Source organism: Brachymonas moutaii (nom. illeg.), assembly GCF_049977365.1.
In the GTDB taxonomy this organism is placed as follows: Bacteria; Pseudomonadota; Gammaproteobacteria; order Burkholderiales; family Burkholderiaceae_C; genus Brachymonas.
Genome location: NZ_JBNGEN010000001.1, coordinates 166,041 through 189,290, shown reverse-complemented (window position 1 = coordinate 189,290; position 23,250 = coordinate 166,041). Strand labels below are relative to the sequence as shown.

General features: G+C 62.0%; 17 protein-coding genes and 1 tRNA gene. 6 read left to right on the top strand and 12 right to left on the bottom strand.

All coding sequences use genetic code 11. The features are described from left to right. Positions 1-15: 15 nt before the first annotated feature. The 6 genes from typA to rimP form a co-directional block, all read right to left on the bottom strand. Entirely contained in the window at positions 16-1,845 is a 1,830-nt protein-coding gene (typA, locus tag ACP2WS_RS00860; protein ID WP_426459044.1) for a translational GTPase TypA, read from the bottom strand. A gap of 120 nt (positions 1,846-1,965) precedes the next feature. Next, positions 1,966-3,009: a tRNA pseudouridine(55) synthase TruB gene (gene truB, locus ACP2WS_RS00855; RefSeq protein ID WP_426459043.1), complete on the bottom strand. Its 1,044-nt coding sequence runs from the start codon at positions 3,007-3,009 to the stop codon at positions 1,966-1,968. Positions 3,010-3,012: 3 nt separating this feature from the next. Beyond that, on the bottom strand, positions 3,013-3,381 hold the full coding sequence (gene rbfA, locus ACP2WS_RS00850; RefSeq protein ID WP_374492756.1) for a 30S ribosome-binding factor RbfA: 369 nt from the start codon (positions 3,379-3,381) through the stop codon (positions 3,013-3,015). A gap of 71 nt (positions 3,382-3,452) precedes the next feature. Further along, a complete protein-coding gene (gene infB / locus ACP2WS_RS00845; RefSeq protein ID WP_426459042.1) occupies positions 3,453-6,422 on the bottom strand; it encodes a translation initiation factor IF-2 in 2,970 nt (989 codons plus the stop codon). A 19-nt stretch (positions 6,423-6,441) separates the two neighbouring features. Continuing rightward, the gene (gene nusA / locus ACP2WS_RS00840) at positions 6,442-7,929 is read right to left on the bottom strand and encodes a transcription termination factor NusA (RefSeq protein WP_374492753.1); all 1,488 of its coding nucleotides are present in this window, start codon (positions 7,927-7,929) and stop codon (positions 6,442-6,444) included. A 49-nt stretch (positions 7,930-7,978) separates the two neighbouring features. Continuing rightward, positions 7,979-8,557, bottom strand: coding sequence for a ribosome maturation factor RimP (gene rimP / locus ACP2WS_RS00835; RefSeq protein ID WP_426459041.1), 579 nt, complete (start codon positions 8,555-8,557; stop codon positions 7,979-7,981). Between the two features lie 633 nt (positions 8,558-9,190). On the opposite strand from rimP, the gene fabI reads away from it, so the two are divergent. After that, positions 9,191-9,991: an enoyl-ACP reductase FabI gene (gene fabI / locus ACP2WS_RS00830; RefSeq protein ID WP_374492750.1), complete on the top strand. Its 801-nt coding sequence runs from the start codon at positions 9,191-9,193 to the stop codon at positions 9,989-9,991. Positions 9,992-10,182: 191 nt separating this feature from the next. On the opposite strand, the gene ACP2WS_RS00825 is transcribed toward fabI, so the two are convergent. Further along, the gene (locus ACP2WS_RS00825; protein ID WP_426459040.1) at positions 10,183-12,576 is read right to left on the bottom strand and encodes an Orn/Lys/Arg family decarboxylase; all 2,394 of its coding nucleotides are present in this window, start codon (positions 12,574-12,576) and stop codon (positions 10,183-10,185) included. Between the two features lie 318 nt (positions 12,577-12,894). Between ACP2WS_RS00825 and ACP2WS_RS00820 the strand changes: the two genes are divergently transcribed. The 5 genes from ACP2WS_RS00820 to ACP2WS_RS00800 all read left to right on the top strand — a co-directional run bounded on the left by ACP2WS_RS00820 (position 12,895) and on the right by ACP2WS_RS00800 (position 17,846). Next, positions 12,895-13,359, top strand: a complete 465-nt coding sequence (locus ACP2WS_RS00820) for an NfeD family protein (RefSeq protein WP_426459038.1) — start codon at positions 12,895-12,897, stop codon at positions 13,357-13,359. Between the two features lie 124 nt (positions 13,360-13,483). Next, the gene (locus ACP2WS_RS00815; RefSeq protein WP_374492746.1) at positions 13,484-14,416 is read left to right on the top strand and encodes an SPFH domain-containing protein; all 933 of its coding nucleotides are present in this window, start codon (positions 13,484-13,486) and stop codon (positions 14,414-14,416) included. Positions 14,417-14,490: 74 nt separating this feature from the next. Next, positions 14,491-14,581, top strand: a tRNA-Ser gene (locus ACP2WS_RS00810). 356 nt (positions 14,582-14,937) lie between these two features. Beyond that, complete coding sequence (locus ACP2WS_RS00805) at positions 14,938-16,845, top strand: polyhydroxyalkanoate depolymerase (protein ID WP_426459037.1); 1,908 nt, start codon at positions 14,938-14,940, stop codon at positions 16,843-16,845. Between the two features lie 293 nt (positions 16,846-17,138). Then, complete coding sequence (locus ACP2WS_RS00800; RefSeq protein ID WP_426459035.1) at positions 17,139-17,846, top strand: RnfABCDGE type electron transport complex subunit B; 708 nt, start codon at positions 17,139-17,141, stop codon at positions 17,844-17,846. A gap of 135 nt (positions 17,847-17,981) precedes the next feature. On the opposite strand, the gene ACP2WS_RS00795 is transcribed toward ACP2WS_RS00800, so the two are convergent. From ACP2WS_RS00795 to bioA, 5 genes are all read right to left on the bottom strand, one after another. Next, complete coding sequence (locus ACP2WS_RS00795) at positions 17,982-18,485, bottom strand: VOC family protein (RefSeq protein WP_426459033.1); 504 nt, start codon at positions 18,483-18,485, stop codon at positions 17,982-17,984. A 107-nt stretch (positions 18,486-18,592) separates the two neighbouring features. Then, entirely contained in the window at positions 18,593-19,822 is a 1,230-nt protein-coding gene (locus tag ACP2WS_RS00790; RefSeq protein ID WP_426459032.1) for a cytochrome P450, read from the bottom strand. An 8-nt stretch (positions 19,823-19,830) separates the two neighbouring features. Next, positions 19,831-20,565: a dethiobiotin synthase gene (bioD, locus tag ACP2WS_RS00785; protein WP_426459031.1), complete on the bottom strand. Its 735-nt coding sequence runs from the start codon at positions 20,563-20,565 to the stop codon at positions 19,831-19,833. Further along, positions 20,562-21,779 (bottom strand): 8-amino-7-oxononanoate synthase, encoded by a 1,218-nt coding sequence (bioF, locus tag ACP2WS_RS00780; RefSeq protein WP_426459030.1) that lies wholly within the window; start codon positions 21,777-21,779, stop codon positions 20,562-20,564. Before bioF ends, bioD begins: the two co-directional genes overlap by 4 nt. Next, positions 21,745-23,160 carry an adenosylmethionine--8-amino-7-oxononanoate transaminase gene (gene bioA / locus ACP2WS_RS00775; protein ID WP_426459562.1) on the bottom strand — a complete coding sequence of 472 codons (1,416 nt, stop codon included), beginning with the start codon at positions 23,158-23,160 and terminating at the stop codon, positions 21,745-21,747. The genes bioF and bioA overlap by 35 nt, the downstream gene beginning before the upstream one ends. Between the last annotated feature and the right edge of the window lie 90 nt (positions 23,161-23,250).

Here is a 23,250-nt window from a genome sequence, read left to right as displayed (position 1 = left end):
GAGGAAGGCGCCTGCTTATTGCCCTTCGCGGCTGGCACGCTTGCGGTCATGCTCCTTGAGGAAGCGCTTGCGCAGGCGGATGCTCTTGGGAGTGATCTCGACGAGCTCGTCGTCCTCGATGAATTCCACGCCATATTCGAGCGAGAGATCAATCGGGGGCGTGATCTTGATGGCATCTTCCTTGCCGCTCACGCGGAAGTTGGTGAGCTGCTTGGTACGGGTGGCATTGACCACGAGGTCATTGTCACGGTTGTGCACGCCCACGATCATGCCTTCGTAGACCGGATCGCCTGCCTTCACGAACATGCGGCCACGGTCATCGAGCTTGCCCAGGGCGTAGGTGAAGATTTCGCCATCGTCCATGCTGATGAGCACGCCGTTCTTGCGGCCGCCGATATCCCCCTTGTGGGGCTCGTAGCCGTCGAAGATGTTGGAGATGAGGCCACTGCCGCGGGTCAGGTTGAGGAACTCGTTGGCAAAACCGATGAGGCCCCGAGCAGGAATGCGGTATTCGAGACGCACACGCCCACGACCGTCCGGCTCCATGTTGACGAGCTCGCCCTTGCGCTCACCGAGTGCCTGCATGACGCCGCCCTGGTGGCCTTCCTCGATGTCGCAGGTGACCATTTCGATCGGCTCGCATTTCTCGCCATCGATCTCGCGGAACACCACGCGGGGCTTGGACACTGCCAGCTCGTAGCCTTCGCGGCGCATGTTCTCCAGCAGGATGGTGAGGTGCAGCTCGCCACGGCCAGACACTTCGAAAATGCCGTCTTCATCGGTTTCCTTGACGCGCAGGGCCACATTGGATTGCAGCTCCTTCTGCAGCCGGTCCCATATCTGGCGGCTCGTGACGAACTTGCCCTCACGGCCTGCCAGCGGAGAGGTATTGACGCAGAAGTTCATGGTCAGCGTGGGCTCGTCGACCGTGAGCATGGGCAGGGGCTGCGGATCGGCCGGATCGGTCACCGTCACGCCGATGCCAAGCTCCTCGATGCCGTTGATGAGCACGATATCGCCGGGGCCTGCCTCCTTGACCTGCACGCGGTCGAGACCCTCGAAGGTCAGCACCTGGTTGATGCGCCCCTTGAGCTGATGGCCGTCCGGACCTTCCATGACGAGCACATCCATGCCGGGACGCACGCGGCCCGCATTCACGCGGCCCACGCCAATACGGCCCACGAAGGTGGAATAGTCAAGCGCCGAGATCTGCAGCTGCAGCGGAGCATCGGGATTGCCTTCGTGCGGCTGCACGTACTTGAGAATGGTGTCGAAGAGCGCCGACATGTCGGGGCCCCACTGGGCACCCGGCTCGCCTTCTTCGAGGGAAGACCAGCCGTTGATCCCGGATGCGTACACCACGGGGAAATCCAGCTGTTCGTCAGTGGCGCCCAGCTTGTCGAACAGATCGAAGGCGGCATTGATGACCTTGTCCGGATTGGCGCCCGGCTTGTCCACCTTGTTGACGACCACGATGGGCTTGAGGCCCAGGGCCAGCGCCTTCTTGGTGACGAAACGGGTCTGCGGCATGGGGCCTTCCTGCGCATCGATGAGCAGCAGCACGCCATCGACCATGGACAGCGCACGCTCCACCTCGCCACCAAAGTCCGCGTGCCCGGGAGTGTCGACGATGTTGATGTGCGTGCCCTGCCAGCTCACGGCGCAGTTCTTGGCCAGAATGGTGATGCCGCGCTCACGCTCGATGGCGTTGTTGTCCATCACGGTGTCCACCACCTTTTCGTGCTCGGCAAAGGTGCCAGACTGGCGCAGCAGCTGGTCGACCATGGTGGTCTTGCCGTGGTCGACGTGGGCGATGATGGCGATATTGCGAATTTGGGTGCTCATGGGATCAAACGGTCTGAATAAAAGGGTTTCTGAAAGAGAGGAAAGGGAATCTCCGGCAGGCATGCTGGCCTGCCCGTCGGCATGTCATGACACGGCATGCCGGTCACAGGGGAACTGTCGTCACGAAGGCACCTCCGTCGGCACCGTGATCTCTGCCTGCTGCTGCAGCCACTGGGCAATTTCCAGGGGACTGAGCACACGCGTGGGAATGAGCTGCCCCGCCTGGATGTGTGCCGTGCCCAGCAACACCCGGTCGGGCCCGCCCCTGGGCGTTTCTGGCTCAGCGGTGCCCTCTGCAGCAGGCACCGGTCCATAAACCGCAACCTGGGGCGCATCGGACCAGCCGCCTCTTCTGCGCAGGCCGGTAAGGAAACGGGCTGCATCATCGGTGTCCAGCATGACAGGCACATGTCCGGTCAGGAGCACATCGGGAGGCAGCAGCGCGCCAAGACGCCCTGCGGCATCCATGGCTTCGAGCGCCTCCAGCGTGATGCAACGCTGCAGATCATAGGCCCCCGTCTGAACGCGGCGCAGGCCTATCAGATGCGCACCGCAACCCAGTGCCTCACCGATATCCTCGGCCAGCGTGCGGATGTAGGTGCCCTTGCTCACGGAAGCGCGCAGCCGCAGCACCGTTCCCGGAGGACAGGCGGCCTGCACCTCTGCCGGCACCTCCAGCCGGTCGAGTGCAGACACCGTGATGGTACGCGGCGCACGTTCGACGACCTGCCCGGCACGCGCATATTCGTACAGGGCCTTGCCATCCTTCTTGAGGGCCGAATGCATGGGCGGTATCTGCTGCTGGACGCCCACAAAGCGCTGCAGCACTGCCTCGATGGTCTCGCTGGACAGCTGTACCGGGCGTTCACGCAGCACCTCGCCTTCGGCATCTCCCGTGGTGGTGGTCTGTCCGAGCCGCAGCAGGGCCTCATAGGCCTTGTCGGCATCCAGATGCATCTGACTGAACTTGGTCGCCGCCCCAAAGCACAGAGGCAGCACACCGGTAGCCAGAGGATCGAGCGTGCCCGTATGGCCAGCCTTTTCGGCGCGCAGCAGCCACTTGACCTTCTGCAGAGCCTGATTGCTGGAAAGACCCAGCGGTTTGTCGAGCAGCAACACCCCATGCACCGGGCGCCGCTGCACCCGTGTGCGAGGCGCATTCATGGCTCAGTCGTCCTTGGCACGGGAAGAGACTGCCTTGGCGATCAGGGCATTCATGTCGGCCGCACGTTCCTGCGTGCGGTCATACACGAAGTGCAGCGTGGGCACGGTATGGATGTGCAGGCGCTTGAAAAGCCCGTTGCGCAGATGCCCAGCCGCGTGGTTGAGCGCCTCCTGCGTCTGCACAGGATCTCCGGTGAGTACGCTGAAGTACACCTTGGCATGGGCGTAGTCGGGCGTGACCTCCACGCCCTGCAGCGTGATCATGCCCACGCGGGGATCCTTGAGCTCGCGCGCGATCAGCTCCGACAGATCCCGCTGGATCTGGTCGGAAACCTTGTAACTGCGCTGGGTGGGAGATTTCTTTTGAGGCATGGAACTCCGGAATGCAGAGGGACGAAGGAATCGGCAGGAACGCCCTGGAGCATCCCTGCCGACATGCCGCGTCACAGCGTGCGTGCGACTTCCTTGATCTCGAAGAACTCCAGCACATCGCCTTCGGCAATGTCGTTGTAGCCCTTGATGTTGAGACCGCACTCGAAGCCTTCCTTGACTTCCTTGACATCGTCCTTGAAGCGCTTGAGGGAGTCGAGCTCGCCAGTGAAGATGACCACATTGTCGCGCAGCAGGCGCAGCTTGGAGGTGCGGTGCACCACCCCGCTCGTGACCATACAGCCGGCAATGGAACCGATCTTGCTGACACGGAACACCTGGCGGATCTCGGCCGTACCGACAACCTCTTCCTTCTTGTCCGGCGTGAGCATGCCGCTCATGGCCGCCTTCACATCATCCACGGCATCGTAAATGATGTTGTAGTAGCGGATGTCGATGCCATTGGCCTCGGCCGTCTTGCGGGCCAGCGAATCGGCACGCACGTTGAAGCCGATGACCACGGCATTGGATGCGATGGCGAGGTTGATGTCGCTTTCGCTGATGCCGCCGACCGCCGCATAGACGACCTGCACCTTCACCTCGTCGGTCGAAAGCTTGAGCAGCGAGGAAGCAAGCGCTTCCTGCGAGCCCTGCACATCGGCCTTGATGATGATGGGCAGATGTTTGACCTCGCCAGCCTCCATGTTGGCGAACATGTTTTCGAGCTTGGCTGCCTGCTGCTTGGCCAGCTTGGTGTCGCGGTACTTGCCGGAGCGGTAGGTTGCGATCTCACGGGCCCGACGTTCGTCAGCCATCACGAGGAACTCGTCACCGGCCAGCGGCACATCGCTCAGCCCCTGGATCTCCACAGGGATGGAGGGACCTGCCGACTTGGCCGGACGACCGTTCTCGTCGGTCATGGCCCGGATGCGACCCCAGGTCTGTCCTGCCAGCACCACATCGCCCGTCTTGAGCGTGCCGGACTGCACCAGCACGGTGGCCACAGGGCCACGGCCCTTGTCGAGCTGGGCCTCGATCACAAGCCCCTTGGCCAGTGCATCGACCGGCGCCTTGAGCTCCAGCACTTCCGCCTGCAGCAGGACGTTTTCGAGCAGGTCATCGATGCCCTGTCCGGTCTTGGCAGACACCTCGACGAACGGAGAATCGCCGCCGTATTCCTCGGGCACGACTTCTTCGGAGACCAGCTCGCCCTTGACCCGTTCGGGGTTGGCATCAGGCTTGTCGATCTTGTTGATGGCCACCACGATGGGAACACCTGCCGCCTTGGCGTGCTTGATGGCTTCCTTGGTCTGCGGCATGACGCCGTCGTCGGCAGCCACCACCAGAATCACGATATCGGTAGCCTGGGCACCACGGGCACGCATGGCAGTGAAGGCCTCGTGGCCTGGGGTATCCAGGAAGGTCACGATGCCACGCTGCGTCTTGACGTGGTAGGCACCGATGTGCTGGGTAATGCCCCCTGCTTCCCCTGCCGCCACCTTGGCGCGACGAATGTAGTCGAGCAGAGAGGTCTTGCCATGGTCGACGTGGCCCATGACGGTGACAACCGGAGCGCGCGGCAGAAGTTCTGCCTGCTGTGCCTCGACTTCCTCTTCGGTGAAGGCTTCAGGATCATCCAGAGCCGCCTGCACGGCCGTGTGCCCCAGTTCTTCCACCACGATCATGGCGGTATCCTGGTCGAGCGGCTGGTTGATGGTGACCATCTGTCCAAGCTTCATCAGAATCTTGATGACCTCGGACGCCTTGATCGACATCTTGTGCGCCAGTTCGGCCACGGTGATGGTCTCTGGCACATGAATTTCGAGCTGCTTGAACTCGGCCTGTGCCTGCTGATGATGGTCGTCACCGCCGCGGTGATGGCGATCGTTGCGCTTGTTGCCACGCGGACCAGAGCGCCAGCCATTGCCACCGCTGCGATTGCCTGCCGAGGTGTCGCCGCGCGTCTTGATCTCGCCGCGCTTGCGGCTATCGTTGTTGCTGTCACCTGCCCAGCTCGACGAAAGCTTGCTGGACTTGACTTCCTTGGCACCGGCCGGCTTGGCATCTGCCCCACCGGTCTTGACTGCGGGCTTGGCATCTGCCTTGGCCGCAGGCTTGTGCAGCGTTCCCTTGGCCTTGGCTTCCTCGGGCTTCTTGGCCGTCAGCACCTTGGCGGGAGCATTCATCATGGCGCGGATGGCCTCGGCCTCGGCCAGGGCCTTGCGACGCTTCTCTTCGAGCTCGCGTGCCTTGCGGGCCTCTTCTTCCAGACGCGCCTTGCGGTCTGCTTCGAGCTTGGCCTGGGCCGCCGTGCGCGCAGCTTCCTGAGCCTGCTTGGCTTCTTCGGCCGCGCGCTCGCGCTCATGGTCGGCTTCGCGGGCAGCAGCAGCCTTCTCGATGCTTTCTGCGCGGGCATGCTGAATGGCTGCCACTTCGGCCTCTGCGCGGGCACGTGCCTGAGCACGGGCTTCCTCGGGAGACAGCGCAGCCGCCTTGGCTTCCGCTTCCAGGCGGGCAGCCTCTTCGGCTGCAGCACGCTCGGCTTCTGCCCTGCGTGCGGCCTCTGCTTCTTCTGCCTCTCGGCGACGGCGCTGTTCGGCCAGCTCTTCTTCCTGCCGGCGGATCAGCTCAGCCTGACGGCGTGCCTCTTCCTCGCGGCGCTGCAGCTCGGCTGTATCGATGGCCGGCGCTGCGGGAGCAGCGTGATCGGCGGCTGCGTCAGCCTTCTGCTCGAGCTCGTCGCGCTTGATGAGCGTGCGCTTCTTGCGCACTTCCACCTGAATGGTGCGTGCCTTGCCCGTGGCATCGGCCTGCTTGATCTCGCTGGTGGATTTCTTGGTCAGCACGATCTTCTTGCGATCGCCGCCCGCTCCGCCATGGCTGGCGCGCAGGAAATCGCGCAGCCGAAGCTTGTCCGCCTCGCTCACGGGATCGGAAGGGGTGGACTTGTGCACGCCAGCCCCGCGCAGCTGTTCGAGCAGCGCTTCGGGGGTCTTGTTGAGTTCGGCTGCAAAATCAGCCACGGTACTGTGTGTCGATGCCATATTGATGCTCACCCCTTTCTTATGCCTGGTCCTGGTTGAACCAGTGCTCGCGGGCCTTCATGATGAGCGCCGTGGCCTCATCGTCGGTCTGTCCCGTGATCTCCACAAGCTCGTCAGTTGCCAGATCGGCCAGATCGTCGCGCGTATGCACGCCGTGCTTGACCAGCTTGGACAGCAGTTCCTGCGTCATGCCTTCGAGATCGCGCAGATCGCTGGCCGCATCGTCCACGCTTTCTTCGCGGGCGATTTCCATGGTCAGCAGCGCATCCTTGGCACGTGCACGCAATTCGTTGACGGTGTCCTCGTCGAACGCCTCGATTTCCAGCATCTCCTGCAGCGGCACATAGGCCACTTCTTCGAGACTGGTGAATCCTTCCTCGATCAGGATGTCGGCAATTTCCTGATCCACGTCGAGCTTGCTCATGAAGAGCGCGCGCAAGGTCTCGGTTTCATCGGCCTGCTTCTGTGCCGATTCTGCCGCGTCCATGATGTTGATCTTCCAGCCGGTGAGATCGGAAGCCAGGCGGACATTCTGCCCGCCACGCCCGATGGCCACGGCCAGGTTTTCTTCGTCCACCACCACGTCCATGGCGTGCTTTTCCTCGTCCACGACGATCGACTGCACATTGGCGGGCGCCAGGGCCCCGATGACGAACTGCGCCGGGTCTTCGCTCCAGAGCACGATGTCGACACGTTCGCCTGCCAGCTCGTTGGTGACGGCCGTCACCCGGCTGCCACGCACGCCGACACAGGTTCCGATGGGATCGATGCGCGGATCATGCGCCACCACTGCAATCTTGGCACGGCTGCCCGGGTCACGGGCACAGCTCTTGATCTCGAGCAGGCCCTGCTCGATTTCAGGCACTTCCTGACGGAAGAGTTCCACCATGAATTCCGGCGCCGAACGCGACAGCAGAATGGGAGCCCCCCGCAGCGTCGGATCGACCTGCATGATCATGGCCCGCACGCGGTCGCCAGTGCGGAAGTTTTCCTTGGGGATCATTTCGCCGCGCTTGAGTCGACCTTCGATGCGGCCGCTCTCGACGATCAGATCGCCCTTGTCGGCACGCTTGACCGTCCCGGTGAAAATCTTTTCGCCACGTTCGAGGAACTCGCGCAACAGCATGTCGCGCTCTGCATCCCGGATGCGCTGCAGCACCACCTGCTTGGCGGTCATGGCCCCGATGCGCCCAATGGGCACCGACTCGATCTGCTCTTCGATATAGTCGCCCACGGCAATGTCGGGGATGCGATCCTGCGCATCCATGAGCAGCTCCTCGGCTGCAGGATTCTGCAGGCCGGCCTCGTTCGGCACCACCAGCCAGCGGCGGAAGGTCTCGTACTCGCCTGTTTCACGATCGATGGCCACACGAATGTCCACATCGTCCTGATAAAGCTTCTTGGTGGCCTGGGCCAGAGCCAGCTCGATGGCGCCGAACACCACATCGTGATCGACGTTCTTTTCGCGGGCAATGGCTTCCACCAGCATCAGCAATTCGCGGTTCATCGTGATTTACTCCGTAAGTCTTGTATGTTGTGGTCGGGTTGGGTGACGCTCATGCCTCGCCGCTTTCGGGTGCCGGCTGCGCGGGCCGGCGGCGCCCCTTGAAATTCACGACCGGCGCCAGCCGGACCTCGCGCACTTCGTCTAAGGTAAAACCAAGCGCCTGCAGCGGCGGCGGAGCCTTCTTCTTGCTCACGCGCTGCCCCGGCTTGACCGGAGGCGCATCGCTCCAAACGATCTGCCACCCGGAATCGGACTTTTCCAGCGTGCCTCGGAACTTCTTGCGATTGGCCGCGATATTGCCGGAATTGACGCCGATGGGCTCCTTGAGCGTCACATCGACCTCTTCACCCTGAAAGCGCTCGAAATCCTGCTCGTGACGCAGCAAACGATCAATGCCGGGAGAAGACACTTCGAGACGCGTGTAATCGGCACCCTCGACCTCCAGCGCATACTGGAGCTGACGCGACACCTTTTCGCAGTCTTCGATGGTGACGAAGGCCTCCCCACCCTCTTGCGGCCAGGGCAGATCGATCGTGATGCGCAGCAAACCGCCGGCCGAACGTTCGATTTCGACCAGATCAAGCCCCATGGCCTGTACGGTTTGTTCCACCAAATTCTGTAACGACACGCGCAACCCTTGTGATGCATAATCCACAAGTCATTGATTTACAACGATTTGTGGGCCAGATAAAATACTTCCATTGGCGTGCAAGCAAAAAAAAAGGGCGGTGAAAACCGGCCCATTCTGCGTGCACGCTCTGGTCGTGATGCCAAGATTATAGCCAGATAGCCCCTCGGATTCAAGTTGTGCAAACGATTTGCACACTCGGAATCACGGGCTGCAGGTTCACGGCCTTGCAGGCAGCTCTGCGCCGCAGCAGGTACAGAGGGCATTCAATCATGCGACAATGTCGCCTTTGCAAAATCCGGGCAACCGGAAAGACCCGCCGCGACCAGGAGCCACGGTGTCGCGGGGTCGCGATTCCTGCCTGCCATGCAGGCAGACTCCATGCAAGGAGGCAATGCGCAGCGGCGCCCTTCTGAAAGAGGAACGGTGAATGGTGCCTGGGCCTTCTCACTGCACTGTCTGCCGCCATGTCTGGCCAGCGCTGTGACACGTGCGGTGTGAGGTGCCAACAGGAAGCAGCACAGGGCCCGATGCGCCGCGTTCAGGAAAAGCTCTCGCAGCCGTGCAGGACTTGCATGCAGGGATCGACATGCATTCTCAACCAGGAATTTCGAATTGCACAAGGATGGATCCATGGGTTTTCTGACTGGCAAGAAACTGCTCATCACCGGCGTCATCTCCAACCGCTCTATTGCCTACGGCATTGCCAAGGCCTGCCACCAGCAGGGCGCAGAGCTGGCATTCAGCTATGTGGGCGAGCGGTTCAGGGACCGCATCAGCGAGTTTGCGGCCGATTTCGGCTCCAATCTGGTCTTCGACTGCGATGTGGGAGACGATGCCCAGATCGAAAGGCTGTTTGCCGATCTGTCGCAGACCTGGCCCACTTTCGATGGATTCGTGCACAGCATCGGCTTTGCTCCGCGCGAAGCCATTGCCGGCAATTTCCTCGATGGCCTCAGCCGCGAGAATTTCCGTGTGGCCATGGACATCAGCGCCTACAGCTTTCCGGCCATGGCCAAGGCAGCCATGCCCTACCTCAATGACCACTCGGCCCTGTTGACCCTGACCTATCTGGGCGCCGTACGGACCATTCCGAACTACAACACCATGGGCCTGGCCAAGGCCGCCCTGGAGTCTTCTGTGCGCTATCTGGCCGAGGCGGTGGGACGGACCGAAGATGGCCGCAGCATCCGCGCCAACGGCGTGAGCGCAGGCCCGATCAAGACCCTGGCTGCCAGCGGCATCAAGGACTTCGGCAAGCTGCTGGCCTACATGGCCGCCAATGCCCCGCTGCGCCGCAATGTCACCATCGAGGAAGTAGGCAACGTCGCTGCCTTCCTGCTCTCTGACCTGGCATCTGGCGTGACCGGAGAGGTGAGCTATGTGGACTGTGGCTTCAGCCAGACGGCAGGCCTGGGGTCCGACTACGCCTGAAGCCATGCTCGAGCTGGGAGCGGATGGCTCTGGCCCGTTCTGCTCCACAGCCCATTCAGACAGGGGCGACTCCAAGGGAGTCGCCCTTTTTCTGCTCTCTACAGACTGGACTGAGGCCTGGATGCCCTTCAGGGCGACGCCAGCAGCAGCTCCTGCCCAAAACTGCTGCTGCCGTGCCGGCACGTCTAGAGTCAGAACGGATTGATGTAGGGAGAATCGTGCTGGGTGGCAATCATGTCGTCGATCGTGAGATTCATGGGGCCATCGGACACCGGTGTGCCGTTGCTGCGTCCGTCGCAGGCGGCTGCCACACAGTCGGCGTAGTAGCGCGTCTCGCCATGCTCGTCGATCTGCTCGACCAGCCCATGAATGTCGGTTTCAAAGCCCGGACACTGGCGTGAGAATTCGCGTGCGAACTTGAGGTAATCGACGATCTTGCGGTTGAAGACCTCGCCAGGAATGAGCAGCGGAATGCCGGGAGGATAGGGAGTCACCAGCCCCACGGTCACCCGTCCTTCGAGGTGGTCGATCTCGACACGTTCGGTCTTGCGTCGCGCGATGTGGGCATAGGCGTCGGACGGCGTCATGGCAGGCGCCAGCTCCGACAGGTACATGTCGGTGGTGAGGCGAGCGATGTCGTACTTGGCGTACATTTCGTGAACGTACTGACAGAGGTCACGCAGGCCCATGCGCTCGTAGCGGCGATGCTGCTGACAGAACTCGGGCAGGATGCGCCACATGGGATGGTTCTTGTCGTAGTCGTCCTTGAACTGCTGCAGCGCCGTGACCAGGGTGTTCCAGCGGCCCTTGGTGATGCCGATGGTGAACATGATGAAGAAGCTGTACAGACCGGTCTTCTCCACCACCACGCCATGTTCGGCCAGATACTTGGTCACGATGCTGGCGGGAATGCCGGACCGGTCGAAGCTGCCATCCATGCGCAGCCCGGGCGTCACGATGGTGGACTTGATGGGATCGAGCATGTTGAAACCATCGGCCAGCGGACCGAAGCCATGCCACTGTTCGCCCACCCCGGGCAGATCGCCGTCCTGGCCCGGATGCAGGATCCACTCGCTGGCGCGGCCGATGCCTTCTTCCACGAGATGTTCGGGGCCCCAGACCTGAAACCACCAGTCGTCCCGGCCGAAGTCTTCGTCGACCTTGCGCATGGCGCGGCGGAAATCCAGCGCCTCGGCAATGCTTTCCTCCACGAGCGCCGTGCCTCCCGGAGGCTCCATCATGGCTGCAGCCACGTCGCAGCTGGCAATGATGCTGTACTGCGGGCTGGTGCTCGTGTGCATCAGATAGGCTTCGTTGAAGAGGTAAGTGTCGAGCTTGCGCTCCTGGCAGTCCTGCACCAGAACCTGGCTGGCCTGGCTGATGCCTGCCAGGAGCTTGTGAATCGACTGGGTCGAATAGACCATCGTCTTCTGCGGACGTTCGCGCTTGCGCCCCATGGCATGGTAGGTGCCATAGAAGGGATGAAAGGCCGCATGCGGAAGCCACGCCTCATCGAAGTGAAGATTCTCCACATAGCCGTCGACCATCTGCTTGACGGCTTCCGTGTCGTAGAGGACCCCGTCGTAGGTGGACTGGGTCAGCGTCAGGATGCGCGGCTTGACCTTGTCCGGATCGACGCCCTTGAGCAGCGGATTGGCAGCGATCTTGGCCCGGATGGCCTCGGGCGTGAACTCCTCCCTGGGGATCGGGCCGATGATGCCGTAATGGTTGCGCGTGGGCTTGAGAAACACCGGAATCGCGCCCGTCATGATGATGGCGTGCAGATTGCTCTTGTGGCAGTTGCGGTCCACCACCACCACATCACCGGCCGCTACCGTGTGGTGCCACACCATCTTGTTGCTGGTGCTGGTGCCATTGGTCACGAAGAAGCAGTGATCGGCATTGAAGATGCGCGCGGCATTGCGCTCGCTTTCACCGATGGCACCGTTGTGGTCGAGCAGCTGTCCGAGCTCTTCCACGGCGTTGCAGACGTCGGCACGCAGCATGTTCTCGCCATAGAACTGGTGATACATCTGCCCCACCGGCGACTTGAGAAAGGCCACCCCCCCCGAATGCCCCGGACAGTGCCATGAATAGGAACCATCCTCTGCATAGTCGAGCAGCGCCTTGAAGAAGGGAGGCTGAATACCTTCGAGATACGCCTTGGCCTCGCGGATGATGTGGCGTGCCACGAATTCCGGCGTGTCCTCGAACATGTGAATGAAGCCATGCAGCTCGCGCAGCACATCGTTGGGCAGATGACGGCTGGTCTTGGTTTCGCCATAGACGTAGATCGGCACTTCCTCATTCTTGCGACGCACCTCCTCGATGAAGTTGCGCAGATTGAGCACGGCCGGGTCCAGGTCGGGGCCGGGGGTGAATTCCTCATCGTCGATCGACAGGATGAAGGCACTCGCCCGGCTCTGCTGCTGGGCAAACTGGGACAGGTCACCATAGCTGGTGACACCCACCACTTCGAATCCCTCGTTCTCGATGGCTTCGGCCAAGGCACGGATGCCGAGGCCGGACGTATTGTCCGAACGGTAATCCTCATCGATGATCACAATGGGAAAACGAAATTTCACTGCAAGACTCCTGAAGAACCGGCGGAAACCGGCAGTATGGAAGAGGCAAAAAAGAAAGGGAAATCATGCCCCCTCCTCCCGCCTCTCCAGGGGACGCCATAGTCGGTGGCGGTGTCCCAAAAAGAATGTGCAATGATACGAGTCTTGCATGACGATTGCGCTGCACATCCGGTGACAGCATGCCTGTCCGCGTGGCCTGTGGGCGGCATCCCACATGCCTCATGGCATATGGATGCTTTCCGTCATCCACAGCCTCCACCCCATACGGATGCACGGGTATTTTTTGCCGGACGCACCCCCTACCGCAAGGAGTTTTTCATGAGCCACACCCTGTTCTGGGGCATCGCCATGCTGCTGCTCATCGCCGCCGAACTGATGACAGGCACCTTCTATCTGCTCATGATCTCGCTGGGTGCCCTGGTGGCGGCCCTGGCTGCCCAGCTCGGTGCCAGCGTGACCGCGCAGTGTCTGCTCGCCGCCTGCGTGAGCACCGTGGCCGTGCTGGCCTGGCATCTCCTGCGCACCCTGCGGCAACGGCGCACGGCCAGCAGCTCACCTGAAACAGCCACAGGCAACGCCACCTTCAATGGCCTCGACATCGGAGAACCCGTCCAGGTGCAGGTCTGGCGCGCCGATGGCACGGCCCGGGTTCACTACCGCGGGGCTCCATGGACGGCCATTGCCGCCGACCCTGCGGCTCCGCGCCAAGCCGGTTCGCACACTGTCGTGGACATTCGGGGCAACCAGCTGGTGCTGCGTCCTGTCACGCCTCACATCCCCTGACCTCCCAGCCCTCCTGTCCGCAGCCAGCACTCCCGTGCCCCGTGGACCACAGTCGTTTAGACTGTTTCCCGCAGCCTTTCCCGTCGGAATCCTGCTCCCCCTTTCCTCACCCTCTTGCACTTCCATGGCATACGCACTCATCCTTCTGGTTCTCGCCGTCATCTTCGTGGCCCAGACACTCAAGGTCGTCCCGCAGCAAAACGCCTGGGTGGTGGAGCGGCTCGGCAAATACCACGCCACTCTCAACCCTGGCCTGAACTTCCTCATTCCCTTCATCGATCGTGTGGCCTACAAGCACAGCCTCAAGGAAATCCCTCTCGATGTCCCCAGCCAGGTCTGCATCACGCGCGACAACACCCAGCTGCAGGTTGATGGCATCCTGTATTTTCAGGTCACGGATGCCATGCGCGCCAGCTACGGCTCGAGCAACTACATCGTGGCTGTCACGCAGCTCGCACAGACCTCGCTGCGCAGCGTCATCGGCAAACTCGAACTCGACAAGACCTTCGAGGAACGGGACATGATCAATGCCCAGGTCGTCAATGCCATCGATGAAGCCGCACTCAACTGGGGCGTCAAGGTTCTGCGCTATGAGATCAAGGATCTGACCCCACCTGCCGAAATCCTGCACGCCATGCAGGCCCAGATCACCGCAGAACGCGAAAAGCGTGCCCGCATCGCCGCATCGGAAGGCAAGCGCCAGGAGCAGATCAATCTGGCCGAAGGCGAGCGCGAAGCCTACATTGCGCGCTCCGAAGGGGAAAAACAGGCCGTCATCAACAAGGCCCAGGGCGAGGCAGCCTCGATCACCGCGGTGGCAGAAGCCACGGCACAGGCCATCTCGCGTGTGGCCGAAGCCATCCGTCTGCCCGGCGGCCAAGCGGCCGTGCAGCTCAAGGTGGCAGAAAAGGCCGTGGACGCCTACAGCCGTGTCGCTGCCGATGCACAGACCACGCTCGTCGTTCCCGCCAGCATGCAGGAGGTCTCCACCCTCATCAGCTCGGCCATGACCCTGGTGAAGGCCCATGCAGACACGCCCACACCGCCCCGGGCATGAGCTGCATGCCACAGCAACAAAAGTGAGGGGCGTTTCAAAAAGACGAGATTTCTGAGCTACAATGCAACGCTTCTGGAGAGGTGGATGAGCGGTTTAAGTCGCACGCCTGGAAAGCGTGTGTAGGTTAATAGCCTACCGCGGGTTCGAATCCCGCCCTCTCCGCCAGAATGAAAACCCAGGTGATTTCGGTCACCTGGGTTTTTTTATGTATTTTCGGACTTCGACGACGCGATGCATGTTCACGCTCGATTGCAAAGGAAGAAAATCTATGCGGATAACTATGTCGCAAAGATTGTGACGGTACGAATGACGGTTGCATGACAGGGTTGTCCATGATGCGATGAGGCGGCCACATCTCCCACAATGAGCGATGGAATTCGCCCTGGATGTGCATGTGCCACCGTTTTTGCCTGGAGGTGTGTCCATGCCCGTGTGCTGCTGCTAAAATTTGTGCAGTGCAGCATCCCTGCGGCGGGCCTGCTTCAAGCACGGCTTCCTATCCTTTTTCGAGGTGCATCACCATGCTCTACCACTTGTATGAAGCCCAGCGGGCCCTGATGGCTCCGTTTTCCGAGATGACGCTTGCCGCATCGCACATGTATACCAACCCGATGCTGCCCTTGGTGAGCCTGTCGCCCTATGCCACGCGCATGGCTGCGGGTTACAAGCTGCTGCACCGTCTCGTCAAGGAATATCCCAAGCCGGAATTCGACATTGTCACTGCCAAGGTTCATGGCGTGGATGTGTCGATCCATGAGCGGGTCGACATCGACAAGCCCTTCTGCCGGCTGGTGCGCTTCAAGCGCTACGCGGATGACTCCAAGACGCTGGAGGCCATGCTGCATTCGCCGCCGGTGCTGGTGGTGGCCCCTCTCTCCGGACACTATTCCACCCTGCTGCGCGATACGGTCAAGACTCTGCTCAATGACCACAAGGTGTATGTCACAGACTGGAAGAATGCACGTGACGTTCCCCTGTCGGCAGGCCGCTTCAACCTCGACGACTACGTCAACTACGTGCAGGAGTTCATTCGCCATGTGCACGAGATGAACGGCGAGTGCCATGTGATCAGCGTCTGCCAGCCGACGGTTCCCGTGATGGCGGCCGTCTCGCTGATGGCCTCACGCGGCGAACGCACTCCAGCCAGCATGACCATGATGGGAGGCCCCATCGATGCAAGCCAGTCCCCCACGGCAGTGAACGACCTGGCTGTGAACCGCAGCCACGAATGGTTCGAGAACAACGTGATCTACCGGGTTCCGCCCGGATACGCTGGCGAAGGGCGACGTGTCTATCCCGGGTTCCTGCAATATGCCGGGTTCGTGTCCATGAACCCCAATCGCCATGCCACGAGCTACTACGACTACTTCAAGAATCTGGTGCGTGGCGACGACGAAAGCACCGATGCCCACCTGCGGTTCTATGACGAGTACAACGCAGTGCTCGACATGGATGCCGACTACTACCTCGACACCATCCGCACGGTGTTCCAGGAGTTCAAGCTCGTCAACGGCACCTGGGATGTCGAAAGCCCCGAAGGCAAGATCGAGCGCGTGCGTCCTCAGGACATCACCAAGACGGCCGTGCTTGCCGTGGAAGGCGAGCTCGACGATATCGCTGGCATCGGTCAGACGCAGGCGTCGCTTTCCATGTGTTCGAACGTCCCCGAAGAGGACAAGCAATACTTCGAGCTCAAGGGCGCTGGCCATTACGGCATCTTCAGTGGCCGCAAGTGGCGAGAGATTGTCTATCCGGTGGTGCGCGACTTCATTGCACGCCATCATGTGGATCAGGTTTCTCCGCAACGTCACCAGGCTTCGCAGGAGCTGATGGCGCATCTCAAGCAGGCTGAAGCGCTTCAGGGCACCCGGGTTGGATTGCAGGTCAGCGACGACATGCCGATGCCCATCGCCGAGCAAGGCGAAAAGGCAAGCCCTTCTGCTCCCGTTGCAGCTCCCCGCAAGCCGGCCGTGCCTCGTCGACGCACAACCGCTGCTGCCAGCGCCATGAAGGAAGAGGTGCCTGCGGTGGTTCCGAAGGAAGTGGCCAAATCTGCCACGCCTTCCACCGAACAGGCCGTGACGGAACCGGTAGCGCGGCCTGCAGTGCAGGTGCCTGAATCGGTTGCCACTCCAGCTCCGATTGCAGAAGCAAGTCAGCCAGCACCTTCCCCAGCCCCTGCTGCGGAGACCTCCGCTCCCTCTGTGGCCCCCACCGCAGGTGCAACGTCTTCGGCCGCGGCCGCCATGGCCACTCCGACCACCACGGTGGCTGCTCCGGCCGAGCCTGAGCACGCCAGCACCGAACCGGCACCGGTCACGACCTGGCGCTATCCTCACGGGGAAGAGGCTGAATCCAGCACGCCTTCCGCTTCCTCTGTCGCTGCGCCAGCTGCTCCCAAGCGCACTCCTGCACGCAAACGCAAATAAGACGTTTCGCTGACCCGCCAGGTCAACCGGTGCGGCATGGAGGCTCTCTCAGCTCCATGCCTGCATGGTTTCTTGGAGATCGGTATCTGGGCTACCCTGCTGGGGTGGCCTTTGTTTTTGGAGCTCTCATGCTCATGCCTCGCGGATGGCCGTTTCGGCATCCCTGCAAGAGGCAGACCACGCAACGTGGGTGTCCTAGAATCTGGCCCACAGGTTTTCTTTTGTCCCGTTCATTCCCCTCTCCGGCAGAACACCGCTTGCGCGATGCCGCCCGGTTTGCTCATTGCTTCGTCATGTCGCTCAGTTCCACTGCCCAGAAAATTCACGCCATCCTGCCGCAAACCCAGTGTCAGCGCTGCGGCTTCGAGGACTGCGAGGGATATGCCCATGCGCTGGCGGCAGGAGAGGCTGGCCTTGATCGGTGTGCTCCGGGAGGCGTCGAGGGCATGCACCGCATCGCTCTTGCCCTGGGCCAACCACTGCAATCTGGCTCCATCTCTCAGGGTATTGATCCTGCCTATGGTGCAGAGGGGCCCATGACCGTAGCCGTGATCGACGAGCAGTGGTGCATCGGCTGCACCCTGTGCATCAAGGCCTGTCCTACGGATGCCATCGTAGGGACCCACAAGCGCATGCACACGGTGATCGAACCCTTCTGTACGGGATGTGATCTGTGCGCCCTGGCCTGCCCTGTCGACTGCATTGCCATGGAACCCCTGAATGCTCACCGTACAGGATGGGATGCCTGGTCCCAGCCTCTGGCAGATCAGGCTTTGACGCGCTATCGCGCCCATCAGCAAAGAATCCGCCGCGCCGAAAAGGAGCACGCAGCAGAGCTGGAAGCCAAGGCAGAGCACAAGCTGGCGCATCTCGAATCCCAGAGTCTGCACACGGATCCGGCTGTTCTCGACGGGAAACGGGCAATCATTGCTGCCGCCTTGGCCAAGGCACGTGCCAGAAGAGAGGCAGAAATGCCCCCCTCTCCTTCCGGGCACGAATAGGCACACCTGCAGAGAAATGTTCTTCTCTGCAGACACGCCACCGCATCTGGCATCCCCATCTGACATCCTCCGCACCCTGTCCCGCGACCAATGCGGGGCGAGGCCATCAAAAATGTGGGGATGTCCAGGCCTGCATCAGGCTGCGGACTGCTCCAGGGCTGCAAAGGCCTGGATGACTTCCCTGGGCGCCTGGACCAGCTCGATGAGCACACCTTCACCGCCGATGGGCAGCTCTTCGTTGCCCTTGGGGTGAATGAAAGTGATGTCGAAGCCTGCAGCGCCCTTGCGGATGCCTCCGGGGGCGAAGCGCACGCCTTGTGCGGTGAGCCAGGCAACCGCGACCGGCAGGTCATCGATCCAGAGTCCCACATGATTGAGCGGCGTGGTATGGACAGCCGGCTTCTTTTCGGGATCCATCGGCTGCATCAGATCCACTTCGACCTTCATCGCCCCCTTGCCCATGGCGCAGATGTCCTCGTCGACATTCTCGCGCTCGCTCTGGAATGTGCCGGTTTTTTCAAGGCCGAACATGTCGACCCAGAGCGTCTGGAGGCGCTGTTTGCTCGGCCCGCCGATGGCAATCTGCTGGATGCCCAGCACCTTGAAGGGACGGGGGCTGCCTTTCTGGTAGTCAGTCATGAGTGAACTCCTGTAGAAAAAATGATGAAACGGAGGGTCTGCCCTTTCTCTGAACGAGAGAGAAATTTCTCTCTGCACAAGGAAAGGGACAGGGACACGTTCTGGGATCAGGCCACTGCCCGTTGCATGGGAAGCTGCCGCACCCCCCGATAGACGGGATTGCCGTCGCGCAGAGGGGGGCCATCGGGAAGCAGATCGGGACATTGACGCGCCAGGGCGCTGAACATGGCCTGCGCTTCGAGCTGGGTGAGTCCAGCCCCGATGCACACATGCGGCCCGCTGCCGAACGAAAGCGCCCCAGGCTGGATGCGCTGCACGTCGAGCCGGTCCGGTGCCTCGTGGCGCGCGGGGTCGCGGTTGGCCGAGCCGATGAGCAGAATGATCAGATCCCCACGACGGATTTGCTGGCCATGCCATTCGAAGGATGTCGCTGCCCGCCTGCCCGTCCACTGGACAGGACTGTCGTAGCGTAACAGCTCGCGCACCGCCTGCGGCGCCAGGGAGGGATCGGCACAGAGAGCCTGCCACTGATCACGGTGCGTCATGAATGCATGCATGCCATTGCCAAGCAGGTTGCGCGTGGTTTCGTAGCCTGCAAAGAGCAGCATGGCGCACTGGGCCAGCAGTTCCCCATGGCTCTGGATCGTGCCATCGGCCTCGGCCGCGAGCAATGTCCCCACCAGGTCATCCCGTGGCACGAGCCTCCGGCGCGGCAGGAGATCTTCCTCGAAATAGCGCAGCATCTCGGTCAGGCAGCCCTGCGCCACAGCCAGCTGGCGCGCCGTGGGACGTGCTGCCCCGATGAAGGCTGCAAGTCCCTCGGCCCACTGCATGAAATCGAGCTCCAGACTGGCATCCACTCCCATGAGATGGGAAATGACGCGGGCCGGCAGCGGACGGGCAATGCGTTCCATGAAGTCGAACTGCCCCTGCAAGCCACAGGCCAGCTCGGTGCACCACTCTTCGAGCAGGGGCTGCAGCCGCAGAAGGCGATCCTGCCGAAAGGCGGGCATCATGACCTTGCGTAGCCGGGGATGGTCTGGCGCATCGAGAAACAGCAGCGCACGAGCGAAGAAACGCTGGAAGGCACGCTGCGCGAGCCGGCTCTCTGCGTCATCGGCTCCCTCCACCTCGTTCACCCAGCCCCCCGTGCGCTGCGCCGACAGGCGTGGATCGCGCAGGGCAGGCTCGACATCGACATGCCGGCTGACCAGCCAGGCCCCCTGGAAGAACTCGTCACTCCACTGCACCGGGTGCTCCTGACGCAGATGGGCATAGACCGGATAAGGATCCTGCAGAAAGGCCGGAGTGACGATGGGAGCGTGTTCCTGTTCCATGACGGCGTTCATTCCGTGCAATCTCCTGAATCAAGTGCAAAAACCCGGCGCAGCCGCGCCGCATCCAGATGCCCAACGGCAGCAACCGGCCCCGCCTGGCCCAGAGAAGGAATTCTGCCCAGACACGGCGTCTGGTGTTCGCGTTCGAGAAAAGCCTGAAGCGTATGGAAATTTTCTTCCAGATAGGGCATGTCGGCATGGACGGAGTTGGCAACCCATCCGGCGAGGCGCAGTCCCCGCTGGGCCAGCACATCGGCCGTCAGCAGCGCGTGGTTGATGCATCCCAGCCGCATGCCCACGACCAGCACCACCGGAAGATCGAAGTCGACCATCAGATCGGCGCTGTCCCAATCCTCACCCAAGGGCACACGCAAGCCCCCTGCTCCCTCGATGACAAGGCGATCCACCAGTCCTCCCAGGACATGGGCCCCGCTCACCAGGGCCATGCGGTCGATGGGGCGCTGCTCCAGCGCAGCTGCAATGTGCGGCGCGCAGGCTACCCGAAACTGAAAGGGCCCGATCAGGCCCGGAGGAATATCCGCACTGCCGGCTGCGTGCAGCCGCATCACATCCTCGTTGTACCAGCGGCCATCGGTCGCCTGCTCCATGCCCGATGCCACGGGTTTGTATCCTGCTGCACGCAGGCCCCGCGTGGTGAGCCAGTGCACCAGCGTGGAACTGACCAGAGTCTTGCCCACTTCGGTGTCGGTTCCTGTCACCAGGCAACCTTGCAATCCTTTCATGCGGGACCTCCTCCTTGCAATGCAATGTCCATGTCTGCCAGCGCCGCCGTGAGCGTCTGCACCTGATCGAGCGTATGGGCAGCGCTCAGGGTCATGCGCAGGCGGGCGGTTCCCATGGGAACCGTGGGCGGGCGGATGGCCGGAACCCACAGCCCCTGATCCTCCAGCCTGCCGGCAAGGGCCAGCGCATCGTCATTGCTGCTCACGATGAGCGGCTGGATGGCCGTGCATGAAGCGGGCAGACTCCAGCCTGCATGGCGCTCGACCATCTGCCCTACCCCTTCTCGCAGGGCGGCGATGAGATGCTGCAGATGCATTCGGCGCGCTGCCCCCTCTGCCCCTTCGATGAGATCCATGCTCACCCCGAGCACATGGGCAAGTACGGGAGGCATGGCCGTGCTGTAGATGTAGGGACGTGCACGCTGGATCATTCCCTCGATGAGGGTGCGATGCGCCACCACGACAGCTCCCGACACTCCAACTGCCTTGCCCAGAGTGCCCATCCAGATGAGTCGCTCACTGCGCAGGCCCGCATGCTCCAGCGAGCCATGTCCCTTCGCGCCAAGAACGCCCACACCATGGGCGTCATCGACCACCAGCCAGGCATCGTAACGCTCGGCCAGAGCCAGCAGAGCGGGCAGATCCGCGACATCCCCGTCCATGCTGAACACGGCGTCGGTCACGATCAGCCGGATGGGCGCTGCGGACTGCTGCAACATCTGCTCAAGCCGGTCGAGCCGACCATGGGGATAGCGCTGCATGCGGGCCTGTGCCAGCAGACCCCCATCGATCAGGGAAGCATGGTTGAGCTTGTCGGCAAGGATCACGGCCTGATCGTCCCCCAGCGCCGTCATGAGTGCCATGTTGGCCATGAATCCGCTGCAGAAGAGCAGCCCCCGCGCTTCGGGAATGTGAGCCTCCTGCCAGCGGACAGCACGTTCCTCGACAGCCGCATGGGCCTGCGAATGGCCGCTCACCAGGTGCGAAGCCCCACTGCCTACCCCCCAGCGCCTGGCCCCTTCTGCCACAGCCTCGACCAGAGCAGGATGCTGGGCCAGGCCGAGATAGTCGTTGCTGCAGAAGGTGAGCAACGGCGTCTCGCGCCCTTCCAGCTGCTGAACCGGGCCACAGGGCGACAGCACGGTGCGACGTCTGCGGCGCAGGGCAGCCGCATCGGCCTCATGCAACTGCCGGTTCAGATGTTGCATCAGCATCGTCGCTCTCCCAGACATCGTTGAGGGTCATCTGCAGGGCATGTGCAAGCCAGCTGCACACGCCTTCATCCAGCAGATAGGGGGGCATCAGGTACACCGTCGATCCAATCGGACGAATCAGCAGCTCATGGCGGCGCCCTGCCAGATGCACACGTTCGGCAAACCGCCCGCGTGCATGCTCGGGCTTCACATCGAAGGCCCAGATCATGCCGCGCCGGCGCCAGTGCTGAATCCGTTCATCCTCCCGAAGAGAGGCCAGTGCCGCATCGAGCCATTCGGCCTGCCGCACATTGCGATGCAGCACATCATCCTTCTCGAAATGGTCAAGCACCGCCAGTGCAGCACTGCAAGCCAGCGCGTTGCCAGTGTAGGAGTGTGAATGCAGGAATCCGCGTGTCACATCCTCCGACAGAAAGGCCGCATAGACGGTATCGCGCGTCATCACCAGCGACAGCGGCAGATACCCCCCCGTGATTCCCTTGGACAGACACAGAAAATCTGGCCATATGCCTGCCTGTTCACAGGCGAAGAATGTCCCGGTACGGCCGAAACCCACGGCGATTTCGTCGGCGATCAGATGCACGCCATACTGGTCACACAAAGCACGCACCTCCTGCAGATAAAGAGGATCGTGCATGGCCATGCCTGCAGCACACTGGATCAACGGCTCCACGATCACGGCAGCAATGCGGTCATGCTGTTCCTGCAGCAGTTTCTCCAGATCGGCTGCCGCACGGCGGGCCACATCGACCGCCGTTTCTCCGGCTCCCGCCTGGCGTGCATCAGGCGAAGCCACCTCGTGGCCCTGCAGCAGCAGGGCATCATAGGCATCGCGGAATACCGCCACATCGGTCACCGACAGGGCCCCCAGCGTCTCGCCGTGATAGCCATGGCGTACATGAACAAACTCGCGCTTGCCCGGCTTTCCGGTGTTCTTCCAGTAGTGGAAGCTCATCTTGAGGGCGATCTCGATGGCAGATGCTCCATCACTGGCAAAGAAGGCGTGCCCCAGGACTCCCTGTGTGCGCGCAGCCAGGCGCTCCGCCAGCACCACCGCCGGTTCGTGCGTGCATCCCGCCAGCATGACATGCGGCAGGGTATGAAGCTGATGCGTCACCGCCTGCTGAATGCGCGCGTCGGAATGCCCAAACAGGTTGACCCACCAGCTGCTGTTGGCATCGAAGTACCTGTGACCGTCCTCATCGAACAGCCAGGGCCCCTCTCCCCGCACCATGGGCAGCGGAGGCACGGCATCCGTCCGCTGCATCTGCGTGCAGGGGTGCCACACGCTGGCGATGCTGCGCATCTGCCAGGGCCCATTTCTGCTGTCCACGCGCGCCGCGTGTGCTGCGCTTCCCGCTCCAGCATGGTCCACGGCCATGGGCGTTTTTTGATTCATCGAAAAGAACTCTTTTGTCATTCCTGATTTCCTCCGACCCTACGGTCGGCTGTCCTCTCTCTATCCCGTGCA